This is a genomic window from Streptomyces sp. NPDC049040 (genome assembly GCF_043197715.1).
Lineage (GTDB): Bacteria > Actinomycetota > Actinomycetes > Streptomycetales > Streptomycetaceae > Actinacidiphila.
In genome coordinates this window covers 78,969-105,221 of record NZ_JBICTO010000001.1, presented here as the reverse complement: position 1 = coordinate 105,221, position 26,253 = coordinate 78,969, and the positions used below count along the sequence as shown (strand labels likewise).

General features: G+C 72.1%; 21 protein-coding genes, 1 tRNA gene and 1 pseudogene. 15 read left to right on the top strand and 8 right to left on the bottom strand.

All coding sequences use genetic code 11. From position 1 onward, the window contains the following. Window positions 1-382: 382 nt before the first annotated feature. From purS to purL, 3 genes are read left to right on the top strand one after another with little or no spacing between them, the layout of a single operon-like run. Window positions 383-628 (top strand): phosphoribosylformylglycinamidine synthase subunit PurS, encoded by a 246-nt coding sequence (gene purS / locus ACGFMP_RS00465; RefSeq protein WP_393669385.1) that lies wholly within the window; start codon window positions 383-385, stop codon window positions 626-628. Then, a complete protein-coding gene (gene purQ / locus ACGFMP_RS00460) occupies window positions 625-1,305 on the top strand; it encodes a phosphoribosylformylglycinamidine synthase subunit PurQ (RefSeq protein ID WP_393669384.1) in 681 nt (226 codons plus the stop codon). The genes purS and purQ overlap by 4 nt, the downstream gene beginning before the upstream one ends. Continuing rightward, the gene (gene purL / locus ACGFMP_RS00455; protein ID WP_393669383.1) at window positions 1,302-3,551 is read left to right on the top strand and encodes a phosphoribosylformylglycinamidine synthase subunit PurL; all 2,250 of its coding nucleotides are present in this window, start codon (window positions 1,302-1,304) and stop codon (window positions 3,549-3,551) included. Before purQ ends, purL begins: the two co-directional genes overlap by 4 nt. A 63-nt stretch (window positions 3,552-3,614) precedes the next feature. Here the strand turns inward: purL and ACGFMP_RS00450 are convergent, their stop codons facing one another. Beyond that, on the bottom strand, window positions 3,615-4,421 hold the full coding sequence (locus tag ACGFMP_RS00450) for a phosphotransferase enzyme family protein (protein ID WP_393669382.1): 807 nt from the start codon (window positions 4,419-4,421) through the stop codon (window positions 3,615-3,617). A 71-nt stretch (window positions 4,422-4,492) separates the two neighbouring features. Between ACGFMP_RS00450 and ACGFMP_RS00445 the strand changes: the two genes are divergently transcribed. Next, complete coding sequence (locus ACGFMP_RS00445; protein ID WP_393669381.1) at window positions 4,493-5,356, top strand: DUF3626 domain-containing protein; 864 nt, start codon at window positions 4,493-4,495, stop codon at window positions 5,354-5,356. A gap of 205 nt (window positions 5,357-5,561) precedes the next feature. After that, complete coding sequence (locus ACGFMP_RS00440) at window positions 5,562-5,993, top strand: GNAT family N-acetyltransferase (protein WP_393669380.1); 432 nt, start codon at window positions 5,562-5,564, stop codon at window positions 5,991-5,993. A gap of 21 nt (window positions 5,994-6,014) precedes the next feature. On the opposite strand, the gene ACGFMP_RS00435 is transcribed toward ACGFMP_RS00440, so the two are convergent. Next, on the bottom strand, window positions 6,015-6,947 hold the full coding sequence (locus ACGFMP_RS00435) for an NAD-dependent epimerase/dehydratase family protein (protein ID WP_393669379.1): 933 nt from the start codon (window positions 6,945-6,947) through the stop codon (window positions 6,015-6,017). A 186-nt stretch (window positions 6,948-7,133) separates the two neighbouring features. Here ACGFMP_RS00435 and ACGFMP_RS00430 point away from each other — a divergent pair, with 186 nt between their 5' ends. From ACGFMP_RS00430 to ACGFMP_RS00415, 4 genes are all read left to right on the top strand, one after another. After that, window positions 7,134-7,823, top strand: a complete 690-nt coding sequence (locus tag ACGFMP_RS00430) for a DUF6939 family protein (RefSeq protein ID WP_393669378.1) — start codon at window positions 7,134-7,136, stop codon at window positions 7,821-7,823. A gap of 534 nt (window positions 7,824-8,357) precedes the next feature. After that, on the top strand, window positions 8,358-9,638 hold the full coding sequence (locus ACGFMP_RS00425) for an MFS transporter (protein WP_393669377.1): 1,281 nt from the start codon (window positions 8,358-8,360) through the stop codon (window positions 9,636-9,638). Window positions 9,639-9,716: 78 nt separating this feature from the next. Further along, window positions 9,717-9,920: a DUF4177 domain-containing protein gene (locus ACGFMP_RS00420; protein WP_259437194.1), complete on the top strand. Its 204-nt coding sequence runs from the start codon at window positions 9,717-9,719 to the stop codon at window positions 9,918-9,920. A gap of 239 nt (window positions 9,921-10,159) precedes the next feature. Then, window positions 10,160-10,966, top strand: a complete 807-nt coding sequence (locus ACGFMP_RS00415; protein WP_393669376.1) for a sterol carrier family protein — start codon at window positions 10,160-10,162, stop codon at window positions 10,964-10,966. Between the two features lie 55 nt (window positions 10,967-11,021). On the opposite strand, the gene ACGFMP_RS00410 is transcribed toward ACGFMP_RS00415, so the two are convergent. Then, the gene (locus ACGFMP_RS00410; protein WP_393669375.1) at window positions 11,022-11,585 is read right to left on the bottom strand and encodes a TetR/AcrR family transcriptional regulator; all 564 of its coding nucleotides are present in this window, start codon (window positions 11,583-11,585) and stop codon (window positions 11,022-11,024) included. Between the two features lie 151 nt (window positions 11,586-11,736). On the opposite strand from ACGFMP_RS00410, the gene ACGFMP_RS00405 reads away from it, so the two are divergent. After that, window positions 11,737-13,206 carry an MFS transporter gene (locus tag ACGFMP_RS00405; RefSeq protein ID WP_393670274.1) on the top strand — a complete coding sequence of 490 codons (1,470 nt, stop codon included), beginning with the start codon at window positions 11,737-11,739 and terminating at the stop codon, window positions 13,204-13,206. A gap of 271 nt (window positions 13,207-13,477) precedes the next feature. After that, a complete protein-coding gene (locus tag ACGFMP_RS00400; RefSeq protein ID WP_393669374.1) occupies window positions 13,478-13,720 on the top strand; it encodes a helix-turn-helix transcriptional regulator in 243 nt (80 codons plus the stop codon). 63 nt (window positions 13,721-13,783) lie between these two features. Here ACGFMP_RS00400 and ACGFMP_RS00395 read toward each other — a convergent pair. Next, window positions 13,784-14,361, bottom strand: a pseudogene (locus tag ACGFMP_RS00395) (ABC transporter permease); the annotation flags it as partial. 605 nt (window positions 14,362-14,966) lie between these two features. Here ACGFMP_RS00395 and purF point away from each other — a divergent pair. Together purF and purM are read left to right on the top strand one after the other, a co-directional pair. Then, window positions 14,967-16,484 carry an amidophosphoribosyltransferase gene (gene purF, locus ACGFMP_RS00390; protein WP_393669373.1) on the top strand — a complete coding sequence of 506 codons (1,518 nt, stop codon included), beginning with the start codon at window positions 14,967-14,969 and terminating at the stop codon, window positions 16,482-16,484. A 54-nt stretch (window positions 16,485-16,538) separates the two neighbouring features. After that, window positions 16,539-17,615 (top strand): phosphoribosylformylglycinamidine cyclo-ligase, encoded by a 1,077-nt coding sequence (gene purM / locus ACGFMP_RS00385; RefSeq protein ID WP_393669372.1) that lies wholly within the window; start codon window positions 16,539-16,541, stop codon window positions 17,613-17,615. A 180-nt stretch (window positions 17,616-17,795) separates the two neighbouring features. Here the strand turns inward: purM and ACGFMP_RS00380 are convergent, their stop codons facing one another. Further along, complete coding sequence (locus tag ACGFMP_RS00380) at window positions 17,796-18,065, bottom strand: DUF3073 domain-containing protein (RefSeq protein ID WP_393669371.1); 270 nt, start codon at window positions 18,063-18,065, stop codon at window positions 17,796-17,798. A 257-nt stretch (window positions 18,066-18,322) separates the two neighbouring features. Then, window positions 18,323-19,441: a Leu/Phe/Val dehydrogenase gene (locus ACGFMP_RS00375; protein ID WP_393669370.1), complete on the bottom strand. Its 1,119-nt coding sequence runs from the start codon at window positions 19,439-19,441 to the stop codon at window positions 18,323-18,325. Between the two features lie 198 nt (window positions 19,442-19,639). Between ACGFMP_RS00375 and ACGFMP_RS00370 the strand changes: the two genes are divergently transcribed. Together ACGFMP_RS00370 and bldC are read left to right on the top strand one after the other, a co-directional pair. Then, a complete protein-coding gene (locus ACGFMP_RS00370) occupies window positions 19,640-20,488 on the top strand; it encodes a hypothetical protein (protein ID WP_393669369.1) in 849 nt (282 codons plus the stop codon). A 429-nt stretch (window positions 20,489-20,917) separates the two neighbouring features. Next, window positions 20,918-21,124 (top strand): developmental transcriptional regulator BldC, encoded by a 207-nt coding sequence (gene bldC / locus ACGFMP_RS00365; protein WP_003949541.1) that lies wholly within the window; start codon window positions 20,918-20,920, stop codon window positions 21,122-21,124. 897 nt (window positions 21,125-22,021) lie between these two features. Here bldC and ACGFMP_RS00360 read toward each other — a convergent pair. Both ACGFMP_RS00360 and hrpA read right to left on the bottom strand, forming a co-directional pair. Further along, a tRNA-Asp gene (locus tag ACGFMP_RS00360) sits at window positions 22,022-22,096 on the bottom strand. 81 nt (window positions 22,097-22,177) lie between these two features. Beyond that, on the bottom strand, window positions 22,178-26,119 hold the full coding sequence (gene hrpA / locus ACGFMP_RS00355; RefSeq protein ID WP_393669368.1) for an ATP-dependent RNA helicase HrpA: 3,942 nt from the start codon (window positions 26,117-26,119) through the stop codon (window positions 22,178-22,180). Between the last annotated feature and the right edge of the window lie 134 nt (window positions 26,120-26,253).

Sequence of the window (26,253 nt, the reverse complement as noted above, 5' to 3'; positions counted from 1 at the left end):
CGGAGTCGCCGGGGCCGGTGACCGGGCCGTACCGCCGGGGCCTGGTACGGCCCGGCGCGGTACGGGGTCCGGCCCGGCTGTGGTGTCGCGGGCACGCCGACGCGCAGGTGTCGACAAATGTGCATTCAGGGCGTTGCTGTGCGGTGTCACGGAATGGGACGGCAGATGTTACTGATAATTCCCGGCCGTGTGTCATCCCAAGCCTGTACGCCATCGGGACCCTATGATTTTCCGCCGGGTTTCCCCAGGCATTTTGACAGCCGATACATAAACGTGATGCATGATCTGACGCTGATCGGACGGGGAACCCATATCTACTCGCGTAGAATTTCCCACCGGGTACGCTGGGAGGACCTCACGCACCACACCACCGGGAGTGCCAGTGGCACGCGTCGTAGTCGACGTCATGCTCAAGCCGGAGATCCTCGACCCCCAGGGCCAGGCGGTACAGCGCGCGCTGCCACGCCTCGGCTTCGCCGGGATCTCCGATGTCCGCCAGGGAAAGCGCTTTGAACTCGAGGTCGAGGGGCCCGTCGACGACGCCGCCCTCGCCCGCATTCGGGAGATGGCGGAAACCTTTCTCGCCAACACCGTGATCGAGGACTTCGCCGTAAAGGTCGAGTCGTGACTGCCCGCATTGGCGTCGTCACATTTCCCGGCACGCTTGACGACCGCGACACGCAGCGCGCGATCGGCATCGCGGGCGCCGAAGCCGTACCGCTGTGGCACCGCGACAAGGACCTCAAGCAGGTCGACGCGGTGGTTCTGCCGGGCGGCTTCTCCTACGGCGACTATCTGCGTGCCGGTGCGATCTCCCGCTTCTCGCCGGTGATGGGCACGATTGTCGAACAAGCGAACGCGGGAATGCCCGTGCTCGGCATCTGCAACGGTTTCCAGGTGCTGTGCGAAGCGCATCTGCTGCCGGGCGCGATGCTCAGGAACACCGGGCTGCACTTCGTCTGCCGCGACCAGCGCCTCCGCGTCGAGACCGACGCGACCGCCTGGACCGCCGACTACGCGGCCGGGCAGGACATCTCCATCCCGCTGAAGAACATCGACGGCCGCTACACCGCCGACGAGCGCACCCTCGACGCGCTCGAGGCCGAGGGCCGGGTCGTCTTCCGCTACCTGGACGTGAATCCCAACGGGTCGCTCCGCGACATCGCCGGCATCAGCAACGCGGCGGGCAACGTCGTCGGCCTCATGCCGCACCCCGAGCACGCCGTGGAGCCGCTGATCGGCACCGGCCGCACCGACGGCCTCGCGTTCTTCACGTCGGTCCTGAAGAAGTTGGTCAACGCATGACTCTCGACACGGTCAAGCAGGCCGAGCAGACCCCCGAGGCCGGCCAGCCCTGGAAGGAACTCGGCCTCAAGGAGGACGAGTACGCGCGGATCCGGGAGATCCTGGGCCGCCGCCCGACCGGCGCCGAGCTGGCGATGTACTCGGTCATGTGGTCGGAGCACTGCTCGTACAAGTCGAGCAAGGTGCACCTCAAGCAGTTCGGCGACAAGGCCCCGCAGACCGACGCGCTGCTGGTCGGCATCGGTGAGAACGCCGGTGTGGTGGACGTCGGGCAGGGCTACGCGGTCACCTTCAAGATCGAGTCGCACAACCACCCCTCGTACATCGAGCCCTACCAGGGCGCGGCCACCGGGGTCGGCGGCATCGTGCGCGACATCCTGGCGATGGGCGCCCGGCCGATCGCGGTCATGGACCCGCTGCGCTTCGGCGCCGCGGACCACCCCGACACCAAGCGGGTGCTGCCCGGCGTCGTCGCGGGCGTCGGCGGCTACGGCAACTGCCTGGGCCTGCCCAACATCGGCGGCGAGGTCGTCTTCGACCCCTGCTACCAGGGCAACCCGCTGGTCAACGCCCTGTGCGTGGGCGTCATGAAGCACGAGGACATCCATCTCGCGCAGGCCTCGGGCACCGGCAACAAGGTGATCCTCTACGGTGCGAGGACCGGCGGCGACGGCATCGGCGGCGTCTCGGTGCTGGCCAGCGAGACCTTCGACGCGACGGGCCCCTCGCGGCGGCCCGCGGTCCAGGTCGGCGACCCCTTCCAGGAGAAGCTGCTCATCGAGTGCACCCTGGAGATCTTCCGCGAGCACCTGGTCGCGGGCATCCAGGACCTGGGCGGCGCCGGACTGTCCTGCGCGACCTCCGAGCTGGCCTCGGCCGGCTCCGGCGGCATGCGGGTCGAGCTGGACACGGTGCCGCTGCGCGACGCGACGCTCTCGCCCGAGGAGATCCTCATGAGCGAGTCGCAGGAGCGGATGTGCGCGATCGTCGAGCCCGACAAGGTCGAGCGCTTCCTGGAGATCTGCGAGAAGTGGGACGTGATCGCCACCGTCATCGGTGAGGTCACCGAGGGCTCGCGCCTGGAGATCTTCTGGCACGGCGAGCAGATCGTGGACGTGCCGCCGCGGTCGGTCGCGCACGAGGGCCCCACCTACAACCGCCCCTACGCCCGGCCCGAGTGGCAGGACGCGCTCCAGGCCGACGACGCGGGCCGGCTGCCGCGGCCGTCCTCCGCCGAGCAGCTGCGCGAGCAGGTGCTCGCCCTGGTCGGCTCGCCCAACCAGGCGTCCAAGGCGTGGGTCACCGACCAGTACGACCGCTTCGTGCAGGGCAACACCGTGCTGGCGCAGCCCGAGGACTCCGGTGTGGTGCGCATCGACGCCGACACCGACCTCGGTGTGGCCGTCGCCACCGACGGCAACGGCCGCTACGCCAAGCTCGACCCGTACACCGGCGCGCAGCTCGCGCTGGCGGAGGCCTACCGCAACGTCGCGGCCACCGGTGCCAAGCCGCTGGCCGTCTCGGACTGCCTGAACTTCGGTTCGCCCGAGGACCCGGCGGTGATGTGGCAGTTCGCCGAGGCCACCCGCGGTCTGGCCGACGGCTGCCTGGCGCTGGGCACACCGGTGACCGGCGGCAATGTGTCGCTCTACAACCAGACGGGGGACGCCGCGATCCACCCGACCCCGGTGGTCGCCGTCCTCGGTGTGATCGACGACGTCAACCGGCGCACCCCGATGGCGTTCAAGGAGCAGGGCCAGCTGATCCTGCTGCTCGGCGACACCCGCGAGGAGTTCGGCGGCTCGGCCTGGTCGCAGGTCGTCCACGACCACCTCGGCGGCCTGCCGCCCGCGGTGGACCTGGAGCGGGAGCGGCTGCTGGCCGAGATCCTGATCTCCGGCTCGCGTGACGGCATGATCGACGCGGCGCACGACCTGTCCGACGGCGGCCTGATCCAGGCGGTGACCGAGTCCTGCCTGCGCGGCGGCCAGGGCGCCCGGCTGGTCGTCCCCGACGGCCTCGACGCCTTCACCTTCCTGTTCTCCGAGTCCGCCGGCCGCGCGATCGTCGCGGTGCCGCGCTCCGAGGAGCTGCGCTTCACCGACATGTGCGGTGCGCGCGGCCTGCCGGTCAGCCGGATCGGTGTGATCGACGGTGACGCGGTCGAGGTGCAGGGCGAGTTCGCGATCCCGCTCGCCGAGCTGGGCGCGGTGCACGAGGGCACCATCCCTGGGCTGCTGGCCTGAGGGCTGACCCGCGGATCCGCGCCGGTCGGCGGGAGGTACGCGGGAGGTACGCGGCGGCACCGCTCAGCCGAGCAGTGCCGCCGCGTACGTGTCCCGGTGGGCGGCCAGCCAGGACTGCATCCGGTCCCAGCGCGCCCAGCCGCCCTGGCGGGCGGTCGCCTCGACGTAGCCGGGGTCGCCGTCCGCGACGCGGCGCTCCACGAACGCCCGGCCGGCCGCGGTGGCCTGCTCGATCAGCGCGGGCAGGTCCGCGCGTTCGGCAGGCGTCAGGCCGTAGGCGTCGGCCAGCAGCCGCAGCCGCGCCGGCTGGTCGAGGACGGCCGGATACTTTCCCGCGGCCGATTCCGGGTCGAGCATCGGCACCCAGTAGCGGGCCGCCATCGCCACGTCCCACAGCGGGCGGCCGGGGGCGGCGAGGTCGAAGTCGATCAGCGCGACGGCCCTGCCGTCGCGGAAGACGACGTTCTCCGGGCACACGTCGTTGTGGCACAGCACGGGCCCGCCCGCCGGGTCGGCCAGCACCCGGTCCCAGCCCGCCCCAGGGTCGAACCGCAGGCCCGCGGCCGCGTCGTGCAGCCGGCGCAGCAGCTGTCCCACCGAGCGCAGCGCGTCGTCCGTCATCACCCAGCCGGGGAAGGGCGGCAGCGCCACCTCGCCCTCGACGTACGTCAGTTGCTCCCGGCCGTCTGTTCCGAGCGCGACCCCGAGGGGCGCCCCGTCGAAGCCGCGCTCGCGCAGGTCGGCCAGATACGCGTGCACGCCGGCCGCGTTCGCCGGCGCGGGCCGGTCCACCACACCGCCCCGCCGGAAGACCGCGCCGGCGTTGGCCATCCCCCCGGCGAGCCGCTCGCCGCCCGGTCCTGCCGTCATGAGTGCGCCTCCGCTGCCTGCCGGCCCGAATCCGTTGGCCACGGTGCCCGTTGCGCGGGCAGACTGCGGCGATGGACGTCGAGGCCGGGCTCCTGACACCCGCACACGAGCGGGCGATACGCCATGTCGCCTCACTGTCGCACGGCGGCCCGCTGGACCCGGGGCTGCGGGTGACGCTGAACTTCCACCCGGACCTGCCGGCGCGCTGCGGCACGCCGGTCCTGGCCCGGCTGGCCGAGGAGGGCGTCTACCGCTCGCAGTTCGTCACCGGCATCGGCAACGGGGGCCTGACGGCGGATCCCGGCGGCGACCGGTGGCGCTGGGAGAGCCGGATCTTCGGCGCCGCCTACGACGACGCGCCCGCGCCCGACCGCCCGGTCTACGGCGCGCTGAACTTCCGCGGGCAGCCGACCGGCGGGGCTCCGCGCTTCGGCTCCGCGCACTTCCGGCTGACGGCCAGGACCCTGCCGCGGGTCACCTTCTGCTATCCCGACAGCTTCTGCGAACCCGCGGACTTCGGGGTCGCGGCGGCCATGCCGCTGATCGCCCTGGCGCTCGGCGGCACCGAGGACAGCCTCGACGACTACATCGAGGCGCAGGTGCACGGCCCGGTCCTGCTCGCCCGCGACGTGGAGGCGCTGGTCCTCGACCCCAGCCACCGCGGCACCCCGGTGGAGGCCGCGGCCCGCCGGCTGCCGTGCCCGGTGGAATGGCACCCGGGCTTCTCGCTCACCGTCGAGGAACTGCGCCGCCACCCCGGCTACCGCGGCCGGGAGTTCGTGGAGCTCGGCGCCGAGCTGGCCGTCGACGGCCGGCTCGACCCCCGCGTCCTCGGCGCCGCCGCCCGCACCGGCCGCCACGACCCGCAGTCCCTCAAGCGCGTCTGGCACTACGTGGCCCGCTACGGGTCGCCCGCCGCGGGGCCGGCCGGCTGACCCGGGGGTCATGGACGGCGGCGGGTACCTCCGGCGTCCGGGCGCCGTGACGACCGGGCGGAGCGCGGGCGCCGCACGGGCCGCCGCGGGCTCGCGGTCCCCTCGCGCCGGTCGCGCGCACGGGCGCCGCCGGGCCGGACGGACGCGCCCGCCGGGGACGGATATTCGCTGGCCGGAGGGGGCGGCGGGCTGGTTGGCTGCGGGAATGAGCGAAGGAATGCCGGACGGCTGCGAGATGTCCACCGACCCCGCGCGGCTCGACGCCGCGCTGATCCACAAGTGGCTGTCGCAGGACGCGTACTGGGCGCTGGGGCGGCCGCGGGAGACCCAGGACCGCGCCATCGCGGGCTCCCTCAACTTCGGCGTCTACGACACCGCTTCCGGCGCCCAGCTCGCCTACGCCAGGGTCGTCACCGACCGGGTCACCTTCGGCTGGCTCTGCGATGTGTACGTCGCCCCCGAGGCCCGTGGCCGGGGCATAGGGACCGGGCTGGCCGCGGCGATCCGCGACCACCTGGCCCCGTACGGGCTGCGCCGCGTCCTGCTGGCCACGGCGGACGCCCACGCGGTCTACGCGAAGGTCGGCTTCGAGCCCATCGCGGAGCCGGACAAGTGGATGGCGCTGGGCAGGCAGTGAGGCCGGTGCGGCCGCCGCGCGCTAGGCGGGGCGGCCGCCCAGCTCCGCCGCGAAGCCCTCGCGCCAGCTCGGGTGGCGCGGCGCCCAGTCCAGCGCGCGCTTGGCCCGGCTGTTGTCGGCGGCGCGCAGCCTGGTCATGTAGGCGACGCCCCACGCGCCCGCGGCGAGGCGGGCCATCACGGTGGGCACCTTCCGCGGGGCCGGCGCGCCGAGCAGCGCGGCGACGCCCGGCAGCCAGTCGCGCAGCAGCGCGGGCTCGTCGTCCACGATGTTGAGGGCGCCGGTCACCTCCGGGTGCGCGAGGGCGGCGACCACCGCCGTCGCCGCGTCCCTGGTGTGGGTGAAGGAGAAGGCGCCGCTGCCGTCCCCGACGACGGGCATCCTGCGGGCCCTGATCTGCCCGATGCCGGAACCGTCGCGCCCGAAGGCGGTGCCGGGCCCGTAGAGGTGCCCGAAGCGCAGCACCAGGCCGTCGGCCTGCGCGGTGATCCGCTCCAGGGTCTCCAGCGCCTCGAGTGACGCCGCCCACGGCTTGGGCGGGCGCCGCCAGAAGGGCGCGTCCTCGTCGGCGGCGCCGGGGGCCGGGTCGTAGGCATAGGCCAGGCCCTGCGCAAGGAAGCGGGCGCCGCCGGCGTCCTTCGCCGCCTCGGCCAGCGTCCTGGCGGCCTCCGTACGCAGGCGGTTGGTCAGCGCGAAGTCCCGCGCCACCTTCCGCGGGTCGACCGTCGCGGGGATGGCCGTGAGCAGGTGCACGACGGCGTCCGGCGCCGCCTCGCGTACCGCCGCGGCCAGCGCCTCACGGTCCAGCGCGTCGACGGTGACGGTCCGTACGCCCGCCGCCCGCTGGGGGCCCGGCCTGCGGGACAGCGCGACCACCTCGTGTCCTGCGGCGGCCAGCAGCGGCACCGCCTGCCGCCCGACGACACCGGTCGCGCCGGCGACGACTACTCGCATGATGACTCCTCGTTCCCGTTCGTTCCGCTCGTGGTGCTGGTGACGGGAGCAGGACGGGCGAGGCCGGCCCTGCGTGACAGCCGCGGGTATGACGCCGGTCACATCGCCGCGGGGCGGGGACGGGGCCCGTTGTCAGTGGTGTCAGGGACGCTGGACTCACACGTCATCGAGTGGGGGAGCAGTCCGATGCCGATCCGCGTTTCCAGCCGCCGCCGGTCCGCCGCGTCGCTGGCCGCCGCCTTTCCCGGCGCGGAGATCGTCGACGTGACCTCCAAGGGTCCCGAGCCGTGGGTGCGGCTGAGCCCGTTCCATCCGCACGGCGGCATCCCGGTGCCCTTCTGCGAGGACCTGACCAGCCAGTCGGTGGAGGGCATCTGGCAGGGGCTGAAGGTCTTCGAGCACACCGGCGTCGACCTCGCGAGGCTCGGGATCACCTCGATGAAGGGGCTCAAGCGGACGGTGCGGCGGTACGGGCCCGCCCTTGGCCACCGCGCGGGTCCCTACGGCGACCGCCTGCTGTCCTACGAGGCGGCCCGGCGCGCGATCTACCTTCCGGCCTACCGGTGGGTGCTGGAGCACCGCACCGCCGACCTGGTCGAACGGCTGCGCGGGATGGGCGACGTGGTGCTGCTCGACTACACGACCAACGGCGACGTCACCGACCTTTCGACCCCGCTCTCCCACGCCGCGCTCATCCGGCTGCACATCGAGGGCGGTTGGCCCCTGGAGGGTGAGTCCCTGCCCTCAGAGGGCGCGCAGGACGCGCCAGGCATAGCGGCCGGTGTTCGCGGCCTCGCCGGTGAGGACCGCGTGCACCTGCCCGCTGAAGGGGAAGCCCGCGGCCTTGCCGCCGCAGACGACCCTCCTGCCGGGTGAGTCATCCGTCATCCGGACGGTGATCCCGCCCTTGCCGGAGCACGCGACCTGCAGCACGTGCCGGCCGGGCAGGGTGTCGTCGTCGATGCCGGTCGCGGGTTCCGACGCCCATTCCGCGCCGGACAGCACGGGGGAGGTGCTGTAGCCCGCGGGGGTCCACTCGTCGACGAGCGCCGAGGCGAGCAGGTCCGCGTCGCCGATCGGCCGCACGGTGGGCCCGGCGGAGCGGTGGACCGCGGGCTTGCCCGTGGGCGCCGCCGGTGCGTGCGGCGAACCGGAGCAGGCCGCCAGTGCGATCAGCGGGGCCACGGCGCACAGCACCGCCCCGATGCGTCCCGTGCCCCGTCGGTGTCGCGTGGACCTCATGGTGCCTCCCCCTTCCGCCGGGTGTTCGCACCCGGCGTCCCGTGGCCGACGGTAGCCGGGCCGGGCGTCCGGTACCCGTGCAACGCGGGGGAGTTGAGGAAGTCCAGAGCCACCGGCGGGGGCCCGATCCCGTGGACAGAGCCGGGGCCCGGTGCGAGTATCGGGACGGTGGCCGTCGATGATCAGCAGTACCGCCCGCTGCGCAGGCAGCGGGACTTCCTGCTGCTGTGGGGCGGCCAGACCGTCAGCGAGGTCGGGTCGCAGATCTCCGTGCTCGCCCTCCCGCTGGTCGCCGTCGTCGTGCTGCACGCGAGCGCCTTCCAGGTCGGCCTGCTGTCGGCCGCGAGCACGAGCGCGTATCTGCTGGTGGCGCTGCCCGCGGGGGCCGTCGTGGACCGGGTGGCCAAGCGGCCGCTGATGATCGGGTGCAGCCTCGGGCTGCTGGCGGTGGTCGGCTCGGTGCCGGTGGCGCAGGCTGCGGGGGCGCTGACCCTCGGGCAGCTCTACGCGGTCGCGCTCGTCTCCGGGGTGCTGTCGGTGTTCTTCTCGGTCGCCTACCAGAGCTATCTGCCGGCCCTGCTCGCCCGCGAGCAGCTGATGGACGGCAACGGCAAGCTCGCCGCCTCGCAGTCGGCCGCCCAGATCGCCGGGCCGGGGGCGGGCGCGGGCCTGGTCACGCTGGTCGGGGCCGCCACGGCGATGACCGCGGACGCGCTGTCCTTCGCGGTGTCGGCCGCCTCGCTCGCCGCGATCCGCACCCGGGAGCCGCTACGCCCCAAGGCGCAGGCGGGGCCCACCCTGCGGGCGCAGATCGGCGCGGGCCTCGCGCATGTGGTGCGGGACCCGATCCTGCGCAACGGGGTGGCCTTCAACGGCACCGCCAACTTCTTCGTGATCATGGTGGAGACGCTGGGCCCGGTCTTCCTCATCCGCACGCTCCACCTGCGCCCCGGCCTCGTCGGGCTGCTCCTCGCGCTGGGGGCGGTCGGCGGTGTCGCCGGCGGGGTCGCGGCGAAGTCGCTTGCCCGGCGTGTGGGTTCCGCGCGGATCAGCTGGGTCGCGATGACCGTGCTGTCGCTGCCGGGGCTGCTGATCCCGCTGGCCGGGCACGGCTGGGCGGTGCTGCTGTTCGGCGCCGGCTGGATCTCCTGGACCTTCGCCTCGACCGTCACCGGCATCTCGCTGACCAGTTACCGGCAGGCGACCTGTCCGCCGGAACTGCTCGGCAGGGTCAGCGCGGCCGCCCGCTGGATCAACTGGGGCACCCTGCCGCTCGGAGGCCTGGCCGGGGGAGCGCTGGCGACCGCGCTCGGCGTGCGTACGACCCTGTGGATCGCCGTGGCCGGCGGCTGCTGCGCCGGCCTGTGGCTCTTCTTCTCCCCGCTGCGCGGCATGCGCGACATCCCGCTCGGCCGCCCGGGCCCCGCACTCGCCGCCGGGGCTGCCTGACGCCGTACGCCCGTTCGTGGTTGGCTGTCCGGGCGTACGACCAGAAGCAGAACCCACCACCCGAGCGAGGACCAGAGCATGTACGAGTACAAGGTCGTCTCCTTCCGTGAATCGCTGATCGGCGACGCGCTCGACGGCGACAAGCTGGAGAAGACCCTCAACAAGCACGCGTCCGACGGCTGGGCGCTCAAGTCCATCACCGCCGCCGATGTGAAGGGCCGGATAGGCCCCGGCGCCGTCGAGGGCCTGCTCCTCACCTTCGAGCGCCCCCGCCAGGGCTGAGGCCCGAGCGCGGCCGGGGGGCCTGGGCCCGCCTCCGCCGGACAGGCCCTGACGGCTGTCCGGCGCACCGGCCCGCAGGGGCTGCCGCGGTCCCCGGCGGGTGTGCGACGACCGCCACGGCACTCCCCCGGACTCCGCCCCGGGGTGCCCCCACCGCCGTGCGATGCACCGCTTCTCACCACGTCTGCTGCCGCCCGCCGGTCCGCCGGGGACCCACGGGTACGCCTTAGGCTCGGCGCATGCCGCCTGCCGCCCGCCGCCGCGTCCGCACCTACGACCCCGACCGCACCTGGGGCGCGTTGATCGCGCAGGCCGGCCATGTGCGCGACGCCGTGCGGGAGTTGCCGGCCGGGGCCTACGCGGAGCCGTCGGGGCTGCCCGGCTGGGACGTGCGGACCCTGGTCGCGCACATCGTGCGGCAGGTGGACGTGCTCGGGGTACTGCTGGCCGAGCCGGAACCCGCGCCCGGGGGACAGCTGACCGGGCTCGACGGCTGGACGCAGGCCACGGGACCGATCGCCGCCCGGCTGGACGAAACGACGCGGGCGGCCGAGAAAGCGATGGGGGACCCGGTGGCGGCGTTCGAGGCCGCGGTGGACAGGCTCGACGGGCTGCGGGCCGAGGCGCTGCGGCCCGGGCGGCTGCTCGCGGAACCCTTCGGCGGCATGCGCGCGGCGGACTTCACGGTGACACGGCTGGTCGAACTCGTCGTGCACGCCGACGACCTGGCCAGGGCGACGGGCCGCGAGGTGCCGCTTGACCGGCAGGCGCTGGCGGCGGTGGTGCGGGTGCTGGCCGACGGGCTCGCCGCGAAGGCGCCCGGCAACTCGGTGGAGGTACGGGTGCCGCCCTACGCGGCGGTGCAGTGCGTGCAGGGCCCGCGGCACACCCGCGGCACCCCGCCCAACGTCGTGGAGACCGACCCGCTGACCTGGATCAGGCTCGCCGCCGGGCGTACCGGTTGGGCCGAGGCGCTGGACGACGCCAAGGTCGCGGCGAGCGGGGAACGCGCGGACCTGGCCCCGTATCTGCCGGTCATGCGCTGACGGAACTGATCTCGGCCCGCCCGGTCCCGCGCACGCCGGGGGAGCGGGAGCGGGGTCACAGCAGGCGGTCGACCAGCCCGTCGATGTAGTCCGGGGTGAGCGGGCCCAAGCCGAACAGGACGCGGATGTACATCGGGGCCAGGATGTGGTCCAGCACGTCGAGTGCGTCGGGTGCGGGCTCGCCGCGTTCACGGGAGCGGTCGAGCATGGACTGCAACTGCCGGGTGCGTTCGTCGCGGAGGTCGTCACGTGCCTGCGATGCCTGGCCGTTGCCCGACAGGGCGACGGCCAGGCGCACCAGGGCCAGACCGTCGGGGCCGGTGATCTCACGGGCCACGGCGGCCGCGTAGGTGCGCAGGTCGCCGTCCAGGCTCCCGGTGTCGGGCATCGGCGAGCGCGCGTTGAGCCGGGTGAGCGCCACGTCGCCGAGCAGGGATTCCAGGCTGCCCCAGCGTCGGTAGATGCTGCTGTCGGCCACGCCCGCGCGGGCCGCGACCTCGCCGACGGTGAAGTTGCCGTAGCCGCGCTCGCTGATCAGGTCGGTGACGGCCTGGTGCACATCCGCGCCGATGCGGGCGCTGCGCCCGCCGGGCCGCCTGGCCGGCTGTCGCTCGTTCATGCCCCCACCTTAACGCAGCTGACACTTGCGTTTGCGGGCGGCCGGTCCTACAGTCTCCTAACGCAGTCGCCGACTGCTTTAGTGCGCCCATGGGTATCCGCCACCCGCGCCGGAGGCGGACGGGCGCGATCCACGACCGAGAGGAATCCCCATCTCCGCATCGCATGTGGCCGCAGGCGGTCGATCGCACCGGGCCGTGCTGCTCACGGTGACCTGCCTCGGCCAGTTCATGGTCCTGCTCGACAACACGATCGTCGGCGCGGCGCTGCCCGACATGCAGAACCGGCTGCACACCCACTTGACCGGCCTGCAGTGGATCGTCGACGCGTACGTGCTGCTGGTCGCCATGCTGCTGCTGTCCGGCGGCATCTTCGCCGACCGGTTCGGCCGCAAGCGGGTGTACCTGACCGGCGTGGCGGTCTTCACCGCCGCGTCCGGGCTGTGCAGCCTCGCGCCCTCGGTCGGCTGGCTCATCGCCGCCCGGGCGCTCCAGGGCATCGGGGCCGCGGCGCTCAGCCCTGCCTCGCTCGCCCTGCTCGCCGCCGCCCACCCGGTGCCGCAGGAGCGGGTCAAGGCGATCGGATTGTGGGCCGGAATCAGCGGAATCGGCCTGGCCGCGGGCCCGGTGGCGGGCGGTGTGCTGACGGATGCCTTCGGCTGGCCCGCCATCTTCCTGGTCAATCTGCCCATCGGCCTGGTCCTGCTGCTGGTCGGCCTGCGCAGCCTCGAAGAGGCCCGCAACCCGAACGCCCCGGCGATCGACCTCCCGGGGACGGCGCTGTCCGTTCCGGGGGTGGGGGTGCTGACCTACGGGCTGATCGAGGGCGGCGCGCGCGGCTGGACGTCGCCGGTGATCCTGGGCAGCTTCGCCGCCGCGGCGGTCCTGCTCGCCGGCTTCGTCGCCGTCGAGGCGCGGCGCTCCGCCCCGATGCTGCCGCTGCGGCTCTTCCGGCAGCGGCTGTTCACCGTGTCCAACACCGCCATGGTCGTGGTGGGGTTCGCGCTCATGGGCTCGACGTTCTTCTTCTCCCAGTTCTTCGTGTACGTCCAGGGCAGCTCGATTCTGCGCGCGGGACTCCAGACCCTGCCGACCTCACTCGCCATGGTGGTCGTCAGCCCGTACGCGGGCCGGCTCGCCGCCCGGTACGGCTTCCGCGTGGTGGCCACCACCGGCCTGGCGCTGGCCGGGCTGGGACTGCTGGCGCTCGGCACGGTCCACGCCGACACCGGCTACGGGAACGTGTGGTGGCGGCTGGCGGTCGTCGGCATCGGCTTCGCCCTGACCCTGTCCCCGCTGACGGGAGCCGCCATCCAGGCGGTCAGCCCGCAGGAGGGCGGCCTCGCGTCAGGAATCAGCAGCACCACCCGGCAGATCGGCGCGGTGCTCGGTGTGGCGGTGCTCGGAGCCGTCGTCCGCACCCGGCAATCCGGCGGCGCCTCCTTCGAGGCCGGGCTCGACAGCGCCTTCCTCATGGCCGGCGCCATCACCCTGGCCGCCGCCGTGCCCACCGGGCTGTGGCTGGCGAGGTCCAAGCCCGCGGAAGCCTCCGCCGCGGGGCGCCTTTCCGCCGATCCCGAGAAGGTCGCCATCGGGCACGAGGCGTCCGCGAACAACCGTTGACGACAACCGCCTCGGCGGTATCCGGATCACAACCCCGAACAGGGAATACCGAATACGGAATACGCCGTACCGGGTGATCGGGGAGCCCCCGGGGGGACATGTGTGCCCCCGGGGGCGAACGGGCCGGTGTTATCGTTGGACGCAGAAGAGTTGGGCTGGCTTGTTCCAGCCGTGAGCTCAGCAAACCCCGGGGGGGGATTTGTCCAGGGATCTGGAGTTGTTTCAGGCCAGCCTCGGTAAATTTCGCGAGGCGGCTTTTCATATTCCGTCGTTGACCGGAAGGCAGCGCGAAGTCCTGCACTGGTTGGCATCCGGTCACTCCAACGACGAGATCGCCGAAGAACTGTTCATCACCCAACGCACGGTGAAAGCCCATGTCGCCGTGCTCATGGCGCACTTGGGCGTCGCCAGCAGGCTGGAACTCGCGGTCGCCGCGGTGGTCGGCCATCTGGAGAGCGCCGGGGCGATACCCGGCGACGACGTCAAGGCGGCCAAGGACCTGCTCTCGGTCTGAACGCCGCCACCGCGTCCCGCGGATCCTGACGCACCGCCAGGATCCGCGGGCGCGCGCCGGACCTCAGCGCCGCAGCGCTTCGGCCGGCTCGATCCTGGACGCGCGCCAGGCCGGGTAGAGCCCGGCCGCCAGCCCGGTCAGCAGGCCGACCAGGGGGCCGCGGTGACCGTGCTGGTGTGCATCACCGGGGTCCACTGCCGGGCGACGGCGACCAGGATCACCGTGGCCGCGCCGAGCGCGGTCCCGATCAGACCACCCATGGCGCCCAGCACCCCTGATTCGGCCAGGAACTGACGGGTGACATGGCGGCCCCGCGCGCCCAGCGCCCGGCGCAGGCCGATCTCGCCGGTCCGCTCCAGGACGGCGACCAGCGTGGTGTTGGCGATGCCCACCGCCCCGATGACCAGGCAGATCGCCGCCAGCAGCAGGAAGAGCTGGTCGAGGTCGGAGGTCACGTGGTTGCGCAGGCTCTTCGGATCGGGCGGCGCGGTGGCCTTGAGGTAGTCGGGGTGGTCCGGCCGGAGCGCGGTCGGCGCCTCGGCGGCGAGCTGCTGGGCCGCCCCCACCGCGGTGGAGATCACCATCTTCGCGTCCTCCGCCTCCTTCGGCGGGCCCGGGTGTCGGCGGGCGGTGTGCGGCGGCTGCGAGACCCGGTCGGGCCGGCCGTTCGCAGGGGTGTTTCCTGCCAGTCAGGGACTGACATGCAAGTCATGGAGAGACACATCTGGCAGGTATTTCCCGCCCGTGATGCCCGGATATACCCATTTTTGGGGGTGGCGTAATTGCGCCGGTAATCCCAGCCGGTATATGCCCCGCCCTTTCCGCTCTCCTAGGATGAAGACCTGCGGGGCCGCCGGGAGGCCGAATCCGACGGTCGGCCCCGTCCTGGAGACGCGCCCGCCGGAACCCCCGTACCGGCGGGCGTTCCCATGTCCGCGACCCGGCCGCCGGTCGCCCGGCCCCGCCGGCTCCCGGCCGCGGGCCGCCGTCCAGGCCCCTGTCGCACCCGGGTGCGTTTCCGGCCACCCGGCCGTCGGTTTCCGGCCCCGGCCCCGGGATGGCCCTAGGCTGGCCTCCGTAAAATCCAGACCCGCCGGCCCGGAGCAACCCCCGTACCGGACGGCGCACCCGCGCCTTGGGGGGCACGTCACACCCCCGTGTCCCCCAAGGCGCTACGCGCATAGAAGCGCTGATCGCGAGGGTCCCTCGTTCGGATGACGGGCGAACCTGCCCTAGACTCGTAGACGTGCCTCGTGGTGACGGACGACTCAGCCACGACCTGCTCCCCGGTGAGAAGGGCCCCCAGGACGCGTGTGGCGTCTTCGGTGTCTGGGCCCCGGGCGAAGAGGTCGCCAAACTCACCTATTTCGGGCTGTACGCCCTGCAGCACCGCGGACAGGAGTCCGCGGGCATCGCAGTGAGCAACGGCTCCCAGATTCTGGTCTTCAAGGACATGGGCCTGGTCTCCCAGGTCTTCGACGAGACCTCGCTCGGCTCGCTGACCGGCCATATCGCCGTCGGCCACGCCCGCTACTCGACCACCGGCGCCTCGGTGTGGGAGAACGCGCAGCCCACCTTCCGTGCGACCGCCCACGGCTCCATCGCCCTCGGGCACAACGGCAACCTGGTCAACACGGCGGAGCTCGCCGGGATGGTCGCCGACATGCCGCAGACCCCCGGCAGGACCACCCGGGTCGCGGCGACCAACGACACCGACCTGATCACCGCCCTGCTCGCCGGGCAGACCGCCGACGACGGCACCCCGCTGTCGGTCGAGCAGGCCGCCCACCAGGTGCTGCCGAAGATCAAGGGCGCCTTCAGCCTCGTCTACATGGACGAGCACACCCTCTACGCGGCCCGCGACCCGCAGGGCATCCGCCCGCTGGTGCTGGGCCGGCTCGAACGGGGCTGGGTCGTCGCCTCGGAGAGCGCCGCGCTCGACATCTGCGGTGCCAGCTTCGTCCGGGAGATCGAGCCCGGCGAGCTGGTCGCGATCGACGAGCAGGGCCTGCGTACCTCCCGCTTCGCCGAGGCCCGGCCCAAGGGCTGCGTGTTCGAATACGTCTACCTGGCCAGGCCCGACACCGACATCGCGGGCCGCAACGTCTACCTCTCCCGGGTGGAGATGGGCCGCCGGCTCGCCAAGGAGGCGCCGGTCGACGCCGACCTGGTGATACCGACGCCGGAGTCCGGCACCCCGGCCGCCGTCGGATACGCCGAGGCCAGCGGGATCCCCTACGGCTCCGGCCTGGTCAAGAACAGCTACGTCGGCAGGACCTTCATCCAGCCGTCGCAGACCATCAGGCAGCTGGGCATCCGGCTCAAGCTCAACCCGCTCAAGGAAGTCATCCGCGGCAAGCGCCTGGTGGTCGTCGACGACTCGATCGTCCGCGGCAACACCCAGCGCGCCCTGGTGCGGATGCTGCGCGAGGCGGGCGCCGCCGAGGTGCACGTGCGGATCTCGTCGCCGCCGGTGAAGTGGCCGTGCTTCTTCGGCATCGACTTCGCCACCCGCGCCGAGCTGATCGCCAACGGCATGTCGGTCGAGGAGATCGGCACCTCGCTCGGCGCCGACTCGCTCGCCTACATCTCGCTCGACGCCATGGTCGAGGCGACCACCATCGCCAAGCCCAACCTGTGCCGCGCCTGCTTCGACGGCGAGTACCCGATGGACCTGCCCGACCCGGAACTGCTGGGCAAGCAGCTGCTGGAAGTCGAGCTGGCCGGGGGCGCGGACGCCGCCGACGCCCTGCGCAGGCCGTGACCGCGACGACTGATCGCCCCTTCCGGCCTCTCACCCGACACGAAAGTGCCAGCAATGTCTGAGACAAACGGAACGACCGGTGCCAGCTACGCGGCGGCGGGCGTCGACATCGAGGCGGGCGACCGCGCCGTCACCCTGATGAAGGAGTGGGTGCGCAAGGCCACCCGCCCCGAGGTGGTCGGCGGGCTCGGCGGCTTCGCGGGCCTCTTCGACGCCTCGGCGCTCAAGCGCTACGAGCGCCCGCTGCTGGCCTCCGCGACGGACGGCGTCGGCACCAAGGTGGACATCGCCCGCCGGATGGGGGTCTACGACACCATCGGCCACGACCTGGTCGGCATGGTCGTGGACGACCTGGTGGTGTGCGGGGCCGAGCCGCTTTTCATGACCGACTACATCTGCGTCGGCAAGGTCCACCCCGAACGGGTCGCGGCCATCGTCAAGGGCATCGCCGAGGGCTGCGTCCTGGCCGGCTGCGCGCTGGTCGGCGGCGAGACGGCCGAGCACCCAGGGCTGCTGGGCGCCGAGGAGTTCGACGTCGCAGGTGCGGGCACCGGCGTGGTCGAGGCCGACCAGCTGCTGGGCGCCGACCGCATCCGTACGGGTGACGCGGTGATCGCGATCGAGTCGTCAGGACTTCACTCGAACGGCTACAGCCTGGTGCGCCACGTGTTCTTCGAGCGGGCCGGCTGGGCACTGGACCGGGAGGTCCCGGAGCTGGGCAGGACCCTCGGCGAGGAGCTGCTGGAGCCGACCAGGATCTACTCGCTCGACTGCCTCGCCCTGACCCGTACCACCGAGGTGCACGCCTTCTCGCACATCACCGGCGGCGGCCTGGCCAACAACCTGGCCCGGGTCGTCCCCGACGGCCTGCGCGCCACGGTCGACCGGTCGACCTGGGCGCCGGCCCCGATCTTCGACCTGGTCGGCGGCGCCGGCCGGGTGGAGCGGCTGGAGCTGGAGAAGACGCTGAACATGGGCGTGGGCATGGTCGCGGTGGTGCCGCAGGAGTCCGTGGAGGTGGCCCTGGCCACGCTGGCCGACCGGGGCGTGGGCGCCTGGGTCGCCGGCTCGATCACGGCACGCGAAAGCGGCGCGGCCGCCGTGGAGCTCGTCGGTGACCACGCGGGCTGATCAGGTCGCGGGGACGGTGCCGCCGGCCGGACCGGTGGCACCGCCGGCCGGTGCGGTGGCCGGATTCCTGCCCTCCGGCTGCCCGCGACGGCAGTGCGCGATCAGCATCGGGGCACGACGAAACCCGGTCCGGGGCTGATCGCCCCCGGCCGGGTCAGCGTGTGTGGTGTCCTCGCTGCGTCAAGCGCGACGGCGCTGCGACGAGGACGGGGAGTCGGACGACTGCTCGTCCTCGTCATCGTCGTCGTCGTTGTACAGATCCGCGTACTGAGCGTACGGGTCGTCGTCGTCCAACTCGTCGTCATCGTCCTCGACAGGCTCCGGATTAACCGGCCTCGACGGCGATGCGCCCAGCTCGTCGGCCAGACGTGAGAGATCCGTACCGCCGCTGTTGTACTTCAGCTGGCGGGCGACCTTCGTCTGCTTGGCCTTGGCCCGGCCGCGCCCCATGGCTCGACCCCCTTAACGGCGGGGCTCAACGGCCCCGAGTCTTGACACGCGTTCATGATGAGGAGCGGTCTCTCCGGAGAGAGACCGGTCCGTAGGGCCTCAACGGTACCTGCTTCCGACGCCGCACGGTACGTCGCCCGCACGACGCGCGTCGGATCAGAGGCCGTTCACGACCCTGTCCTGCCTGGTCAGACCCGATTTTACCTTCTTCTAGCGCGAACTTGCTATCGGGCCGTGCGTTCGGTCACGTGCGTCACTCAAGGACGCAGCCATTCCGCGGCGGGGGTGCGCTCCGCCATCCGGTGCTCGGCCAGCCGGTCGGCGGCGACCGCCGGCGGGACACCGTCGGCCTTCGCGCGATCGAAAATGGCCAGAGTCGTGTCGAAGATCTTGGTCGCCTTGGCCTTGGCCCGGTCGAAATCGAAACCGTGCAGTTCGTCCGCGACCTGGATCACACCGCCCGCGTTCACGACGTAGTCGGGCGCGTAGAGGATGCCGCGGTCGGCGAGGTCCTTCTCGACCCCGGGGTGCGCCAGCTGGTTGTTCGCGGCGCCGCACACCACGGTCGCGGTCAGCGCGGCGACGGTCGGGTCGTTCAGGGCGTGGCCCAGCGCGCAGGGGGCGTAGACGTCGAGCGGGCTGCGGACCAGCACCTCGGCGTCGCTGACCGCGCCGACCTCCGGGTGGCGCGCGATGACCGCCTCGACCGCCTCGGCCCGCACGTCCGTGACGACGACCTCGGCACCGTCCTCGACCAGGTGCCGCACCAGGTGCTTGCCGACCTTGCCGACGCCGGCGACGCCGACCCTGCGGCCCCGCAGCGAGGCCTCGCCCCACTGGGCCTGGGCGGCGGCCCGCATGCCCTGGAAGACACCGAAGGCGGTGAGCACGGAGGAGTCGCCGGCGCCGCCGTTCTCCGGGGAGCGGCCGGTGGTCCAGCGGTTCTCGCGGGCGACGACGTCCATGTCGGCGACGTAGGTGCCGACATCGCACGCGGTGACGTAGCGGCCGCCGAGCGAGGCGACGAAGCGCCCGTAGGCGAGGAGCAGCCGCTCGGTCTTGTCGGTGTCGGGGTCGCCGATGATGACGGCCTTGCCGCCGCCGTGGTCGAGCCCGGCCAGCGCGTTCTTGTACGACATGCCGCGGGCGAGGTTCAGCGCGTCCTCGACGGCCGCGTCGTCCGAGGCGTACGGGAAGAATCGGGTGCCGCCGAGGGCCGAGCCCAGGGCGGTGGAGTGGAGCGCGATCACGGCCTTGAGGCCTGATGTGCGGTCCTGGCAGAGAACGACCTGCTCGTGTCCGCCCTGCTCCGATCGGAACAGTTTGGCGACGACACTTTCGGTCTGTCGTACGTCGGTCACGGTGGTGACTCCCATAGTCCAGTGGTCCCATGTCCTGCGGGTTGTCGCGCCCCCCGTACGGGTGGCGGAGGGGTTGATGGCCACAGCGTAGGCCCTGCGGGCCCGCCTGGGTGGCGGCTCGTTCCCGGGCGTGGCCAGTGGTCGGGATCACGTCCGGGGGGACCGGCCGCGTGGGACGATCGTGCCGACGGCAGGTGGCGCGAGGGAGCGGGTGTGGGCGGTTCACCGGTAGTGGTCCCCTACGCGGCGTATTTGCGGGTCTACGAGCCGCTGGCGGCCTTTCCCGAGCCCGAACGCAGCCATTGGTACCGCTACGCCTCCGCGGGTCCCGCGCGGACCGCACAGGACGAGCTGCGGCAGTCGCTGGCCGGCCTGGTCCCGGTCCCGCCGATCGCCGTCCCGGTGCACGAGAGCGCCGACGCCTTCGTCGCCGTGGTCGGCGGTGTCACCCACGTCTGTCCCTGGCGCACCCGGCTGCGCGGCTGGCTGGCCCTGGAGCGGGCCGGCGAGCTGGTCCCCGAGTCGGTGCTCGATGCGATGCTGCCGCCTGTCGTACGCCTGCAGGCCGCGGCCGACCACGACTCCTGGCGCGAGCGCAACCCCGACGCGCGGCCCTGGATCCGTACCGCCACCTGGCATGTCCCGGTGCGCTGGTTCGTCCTGGTCGCCGACGACGAGCGGGAGTACGAGCCGGCGGGCGCGGGCGAGTCCAAGGAGCCGCTGCTGCGCTACCGCACACCCATGGTGCAGGCCAGGCGGCGGGTGGCGCGGGGGCTGCGGGTGCTCAAGGACGCGCTGGACGAGGGCAGCCCGCTGATCGACGGGCTGATCGACGTGGGCCGCTGGCTGGAGGAATTCCACCCGCGCTCGCTGGTGGAGCTCGACTACGGCGGGCTGGTCCATGTGATGGGTCCCGAGCGGCTGGCGGACGACCGCTCGGCCGCCGACGTCGCCGAGGGCCTCGCCGCGCTGCGGGGCGGCGACTCGGGCGCGGCGGGGGTGGCCTACGAACGCCTGTCCGACCGCTGGCGCGCGGTACGCGAACGCCAGTTCTCCAGCTGAGGCCGGGCCGGCGCCGCGCCTGACCGCGGGGGCGTTTTCGGATCTTTGGCCCAAGGGTGACGGAGAGCACGTACCCGGAGTCTTGCCTGCATCACCATGTGTCATGCCAAAATGGGACAACGGGTCCGCCTCGGGCACGTCTCGAAGGTGGGGATGTTGCAGATGATCGTACTGTGACTGATCGTCACGCTCGCGTGACTGTCCGTTATGACACGGTCCATCGGCTTCCGTCGAGCTTGAACACCTGAGAGGGCAAATCCATCGGTTTGGCCGACGCGGCTGGACGGATGGTGTAGTTGTAGTGCCGAGGACAAGCCGTTCGTCCTATTACCGACTCGGCCCGCGTCTGCCATTTCGGGCAACGTGGGTCAAGGTGCAGAATTTAGAGGAAAGAACCGCGTTGGTTCGGTTCTCTCAAGGAGGCCGCTCATGACCGCTCGCACCCCTGATGCCGAGCCGTTGCTAACCCCTGCCGAGGTCGCGACCATGTTCCGCGTCGACCCGAAGACGGTCACGCGCTGGGCCAAGGCAGGCAAGCTCACGTCCATCCGCACGCTGGGCGGCCACCGCCGCTACCGCGAAGCGGAGGTCCGTGCACTGCTCGCGGGCATTCCGCAGCAGCGCAGCGAGGCCTGACAGCTTTTTTGGGCGCCGTCCCCCTTAACGGCGCCTGGCCGCACGGCACGCCTGCCCCCATCAGGGACGGCCTGAGGCTTCGTTCCACCGGCTCCACCTGATCCACCCGCAGTACCCCGCACCACCACGAACGGCCTGTACCACCCGGATCCCGCCGGATCCGGACGCAACACCTCAGCAGCATCACAGCGTGAACAGGATCGCATCGGACTCCGCCGGGTCCGATGCGGTCCTTTTTCGTGCCTTGGGTGTACGTCCCGGACGGGGTGCCATTGCACATATTAAATCGACAGCCTTGCGGAGGGTGTCGGGTTCCGCGATCCCGAATCTACTTTACGTGACTCCCGTCACATGCACGGTACTTGTGGATCTTGCGGGCGGTGCGGTAGTGAACTCCCGCGGCAGGAAGGGGCGCACGAGCACTCCGGAGGAGCCCGTGACACACGGGAATGCCCGGTTCCGCGGAGCGGTGACGGGCCGTGTGAAGTCCTGCGGTCCTGGCGGGATTTACGCCGTCTTCCGTGCACCGGCGCGGCGGCTCCGGGCGGGTGTGACAACGGCCCGCCTCCATGAGGAGGGCGGGCCGGAGCAGGTGCTCGGGGGCGGGCGTGACAGCGGCCCGCCTCCGTGAGGGGGGACGGGCCGGTTGCATGTTGTGCGGTCCTGACGGGATTTGCTGCGGCCTGTTTTGCGGCTGGCGCCGCGGGCGCGGCGGCTCGGGGGCGGGCGTGACAGCGGCCCGCCTCCGTGAGGGGGGACGGGCCGGTTGCATGTTGTGCGGTCCTGACGGGATTTGCTGCGGCCTGTTTTGCGGCTGGCGCCGCGGGCGCGGCGGCTCCGGGCGGGCATGACAGCGGCCCGCCTCCGCGAGGGGGGACGGGCCGGTTGCATGTTGTGCGGTCCTGACGGGATTTGAACCCGCGGCCTCCACCTTGACAGGGTGGCGAGCACTCCAAACTGCTCCACAGGACCTTGCTGCGAGACAGACTGTACAGCAGGTCAGGGGGTGCGGTCGAACTCGATCGCGAGGAGGGCGGGCGGCGGGGCGGCCGGTCAGCCCCAGGCCTCGTCGAGGGCCTTGAAGACGCGTTTGTCGGAGACCGGGAAGGCCGTGCCCAGGGCGTGGGCGAAGTAGCTGACCCGCAGCTCCTCGATCATCCAGCGGATGTCGCGCACCGCGGCGGGGACCGGCCGGCCCGCCGGCTGGGCGGCCAGCAGTTGGGCGTACTCCGCCTGGATCTCGCGGACCTTCTCCATCCGGGTGCCGTCCCGCTGCGCACCCGTGGGCATCTGCTGGAGGCGGCGGTCGGCGGCGACCAGGTAGCGCATCAGGTCGGGGAGCCGCCGAAGGCCCGCCTCGGTCACGAAACCGGGGTGCACGAGGCCCGCCAGCTGCTCCTTGACGTCCTGGAGGTTCGCGACCAGGACGAGGCTCCTGGTGTCCTTCAGACGCCGCTCGCAGGAGTGCCAGGCGGCCAGCACCTGCTGGACCCGCTGGACGCTGCGGCCGGTCAGCTCGACCAGGTCCGCGCGCACCGCGTCGTAGAGCTTGCGGTAGCCCTCCTCGTCCCACGCGGGGCCGCCGTGCTCGGCGATCAGCCGGTCCGCCGCCGCGGTGGCGCAGTCCTCGAACAGCGCCTGCACGCTGCCGTGCGGATTCCTCGACAGGGCCAGCTTCTGCTGGTTGGACAGCTGGTCGGCGACGAACTTCGCCGGATTGACCGGCACGTTGAGCAGGATCAGCCGGCGGGTACCGCGCCACATCGCCGCGGCCTGCTCCGGCTCGGTGTCGAAGAGCCGCACCGCCACCGACGCGCCCTCGTCGACCAGCGCCGGGTACGCCTTCACCGGCTGCCCGGACCGCCTGGCCTCGAAGGTGCGGGGCAGCGCGCCGATCGTCCAGTCCTTGAGCCCGGTGCGCTGCTCGACCGAGGCGAGCACCGGGTCGGAAGCGCGCTCGAAGGCCTTGGTGATGGCCTCCCTGGTCTTCGGCTTGAGCCGCAGTTTCAGCGCGTCGAGGTCCTTGTCCTCGGCGACCGTCCTGCGCCGTTCGTCGATCACCCGGAAGGTGACCTTGAGGTGGTCGGGCACCTTCGTGAGGTCGAAGTCCTCCGCGGTGACCGGCACGCCGACCATCCGCTGCAACTCCCGTGCCAGGACCAGCGGCAGGGGGTCGGGACCGGCCACGGCCCGGTCGAGGAACGCCTTCGCGTGGTTCGGCGCGGGCACGTAGTGCCGCCTGATCGGCTTCGGCAGCGAGCGGATCAGCTCGGTGACGACCTGCTCGCGCAGGCCGGGGATCTGCCAGTCGAAGCCGTCGGGCACCGCCTGGTTGAGTACCTGGAGCGGGATGTGCACGGTCACGCCGTCCGCGTCCGCGCCCGGCTCGAACTGGTAGGTCACGCGGAATTTCAGCGCGCCCTGCCGCCAGGAGTCGGGGTAGTCGGCCTTGGTGACCGCCTCCGCGTTCTCGTTGATCAGCATGGAGTGCTCGAAGTTGAGCAACTCCGGCTCCTCGCGCCGCTTCTGCTTCCACCAGGAGTCGAAGTGGGCGCCGGACACCACGTCCTCCGGCAGCTTGCGGTCGTAGAAGTCGTACAGCGTCTCGTCGTCGACCAGGATGTCCCGCCGCCTGGCGCGGTGCTCCAGCTCCTCGACCTCGCCGAGCAGCTTGCGGTTGTCGTGGAAGAACTGGTGGTGGGTGCGCCAGTCGCCCTCGACCAGGGCGTTGCGGATGAACAGCTCCCGGGAGACCTCGGCGTCGATCCGGCCGTAGTTGACCTTGCGCTGGGCGACCAGCGGGACGCCGTAGAGGGTCACCTTCTCGTACGCCATCACCGCCGCCTGGTCCTTCTCCCAGTGCGGTTCGCTGTAGGAGCGCTTGACCAGGTGCTGGGCCAGCGGCTCGACCCACTCAGGCTCGATCTTCGCGTTGACCCGCGCCCACAGCCGGGAGGTCTCCACCAGCTCCGCCGACATGATCCAGCGCGGCGGCTTCTTGAACAGGGCGGAACCGGGGAAGACCGCGAACTTGGCGCTGCGGGCGCCCAGGTACTCGTTCTTGTCGGTGTCCTTGAGCCCCAGGTGCGACAGCAGCCCGGCCAGCAGCGACTGGTGGACCCTGACCGGATCGGCCGCGTCGTCGGCGGACGCCGCCTCGGTCACGGTGATGCCCAGCGACTTGGCGACCGAGCGCAGCTGGCTGTAGATGTCCTGCCACTCGCGGATCCGCAGGTAGTTGAGGAACTCCGACCGGCACATCCGGCGGAAGGCCGAGGACGACAGGTCCTTCTGCCGGCCCCTGACGTACGTCCACAGGTGCAGCAGGGCGAGGAAGTCGCTGCTCTCGTCACGGAAGCGGGCGTGCTGCTGGTCGGCCTGCTGCTGCTTGTCCGAGGGGCGTTCACGCGGGTCCTGGATGGACAGCGCCGCCGCGATCACCATCACCTCGCGGACGCAGCCGTTGCGCTCGGCCTCCAGCACCATACGGGCCAGCCGCGGGTCCACCGGGAGCTGTGCGAGCTTGCGGCCGGTCTGCGTCAGCCGCTTGCGCTGGTCCTTCTGCTGGGGGTCGAGCGCGCCCAGCTCTTCGAGGAGCTGGACACCGTCCTTGATGTTGCGGCTGTCCGGCGGGTCGATGAAGGGGAAGCGCGCGATGTCGCCGAGGCCGGCCGCGGTCATCTGCAGGATCACCGACGCCAGGTTCGTCCGCAGGATCTCGGCGTCGGTGAACTCCGGCCGGGACAGGAAGTCGTCCTCGTCGTAGAGCCTGATGCAGATGCCGTCCGAGGTACGCCCGCAGCGCCCCTTGCGCTGGTTCGCGCTGGCCTGGCTGACCGGCTCGATCGGCAGCCGCTGCACCTTCGTGCGGTGGCTGTAGCGGGAGATGCGGGCGGTGCCGGGGTCGATGACGTAGCGGATGCCGGGGACGGTGAGGGAGGTCTCCGCGACGTTCGTCGCCAGCACGATCCGGCGGCCCGCGTGCTGCTGGAAGACCCGGTGCTGCTCGGCCGACGACAGCCTGGCGTAGAGCGGCAGCACCTCGGTGTGCCTGAGGTTCTTCTTCACCAGCGCGTCCGCCGTGTCGCGGATCTCCCGCTCGCCGGACAGGAAGACCAGGATGTCGCCGGGGCCCTCGGACTGGAGCTCGTCGACGGCGTCGCAGATCGCGGTGATCTGGTCCCGGTCGCCGTCCTCGCCGCCCTCTTCCAGCAGCGGCCGGTAGCGCACCTCCACGGGATACGTACGCCCGCTGACCTCCACGATCGGCGCGTCGCCGAAGTGCCGGGAGAAGCGCTGCGGGTCGATCGTCGCCGAGGTGATGATCACCTTGAGGTCGGGGCGGCGGGGCAGCAGCTGGGCCAGGTAGCCCAGGATGAAGTCGATGTTGAGGCTGCGCTCGTGCGCCTCGTCGATGATGATCGTGTCGTAGGCGCGCAGCTCGCGGTCGGTCTGGATCTCCGCGAGCATGATGCCGTCGGTCATCAGCTTGACCAGGGTCGAGTCCCCGACCTGGTCGGTGAAGCGCACCTTCCAGCCGACCGCCTCGCCCAGCGGTGTGCCCAGCTCCTCCGCGACGCGCTCCGCGACCGTACGGGCCGCGATGCGGCGCGGCTGGGTGTGCCCGATCAGGCCGCGCACCCCGCGGCCCAGCTCCAGGCAGATCTTCGGGATCTGCGTCGTCTTGCCCGAGCCGGTCTCGCCCGCGACGATCACGACCTGGTGGTCGCGCACCGCCGCCAGGATGTCGTCCTTCTTCTGGCTGACCGGCAGCGCCGCGGGGTAGGTGATCCGCGGCACGGCAGCCCTGCGGGCCGCTATGCGCTGCTCGCCCCTGCCGATCTCGGTGTCGATCTCCGCGAGCACCGCGGCGCGGGCCTCCGGCTTCCTGATGCGCCGGGCACCCTCGAGCCGCCGCCCGAGCCGCTGCTCGTCTCGCAGGGTGAGGGCGGGGAGGCGTTCGGCCAGTTCAGCGGTGGTCGCGTAAGTAGACATACGCGACCCATGCTCGCACCTGCGGCCCGCCCCGGGCGACCCCATTTCCTGGCCCGCGCTGCCGGGGCGGTGGCGGTGGTCGCCGCACGGCGGACACGGGTGGGGGGTCAGCGGGGGCGGCAGCGGGCCGCAGG